The sequence below is a fragment of the Polaribacter sargassicola genome (assembly GCF_021991835.1).
In the GTDB taxonomy this organism is placed as follows: domain Bacteria; phylum Bacteroidota; class Bacteroidia; order Flavobacteriales; family Flavobacteriaceae; genus Polaribacter; species Polaribacter sargassicola.
In genome coordinates this window covers 1-324 of the sequence record NZ_JAHDAU010000127.1, presented here as the reverse complement: position 1 = coordinate 324, position 324 = coordinate 1, and the positions used below count along the sequence as shown (strand labels likewise).

Sequence of the window (324 nt, the reverse complement as noted above, 5' to 3'; positions counted from 1 at the left end):
GAACATCAGCATCCGACTGCAGCAGCGACCGCACCTCGAAATGCGCCTCCGTCCGAGCCGCGCGAAGATAATCGATCCACGCGGAGGTCTCGATCAGGATCATCTACCCGCCCACACCTCGCCGGGCGCGTCATCGCGCATCTCGTCGAGATCGCCGTCCCAGCCCGAGCCTTCCAGGCTGAGCAGGAACTCCTTCGTCAGCGGCACACCGACCAGCCGACGCAGCGCGAAGTTCACTGCGTCCTTCTTGGTGGTCAGGCCGTAGCGCCGCATGACCTCGCTCACGAGGGCATCGTCGATGTCGATGTTCGTGCGGCTAATACA

Annotated in this window: 1 protein-coding gene; it reads right to left on the bottom strand. The window is 63.6% G+C overall.

Translation table 11 applies throughout. The annotated features are described in order from the left end of the window. Window positions 1-99: 99 nt before the first annotated feature. Window positions 100-324 (bottom strand): type II toxin-antitoxin system VapB family antitoxin (locus KI686_RS16145; protein ID WP_237590350.1); only part of this gene is annotated, 225 nt, incomplete at its 5' end.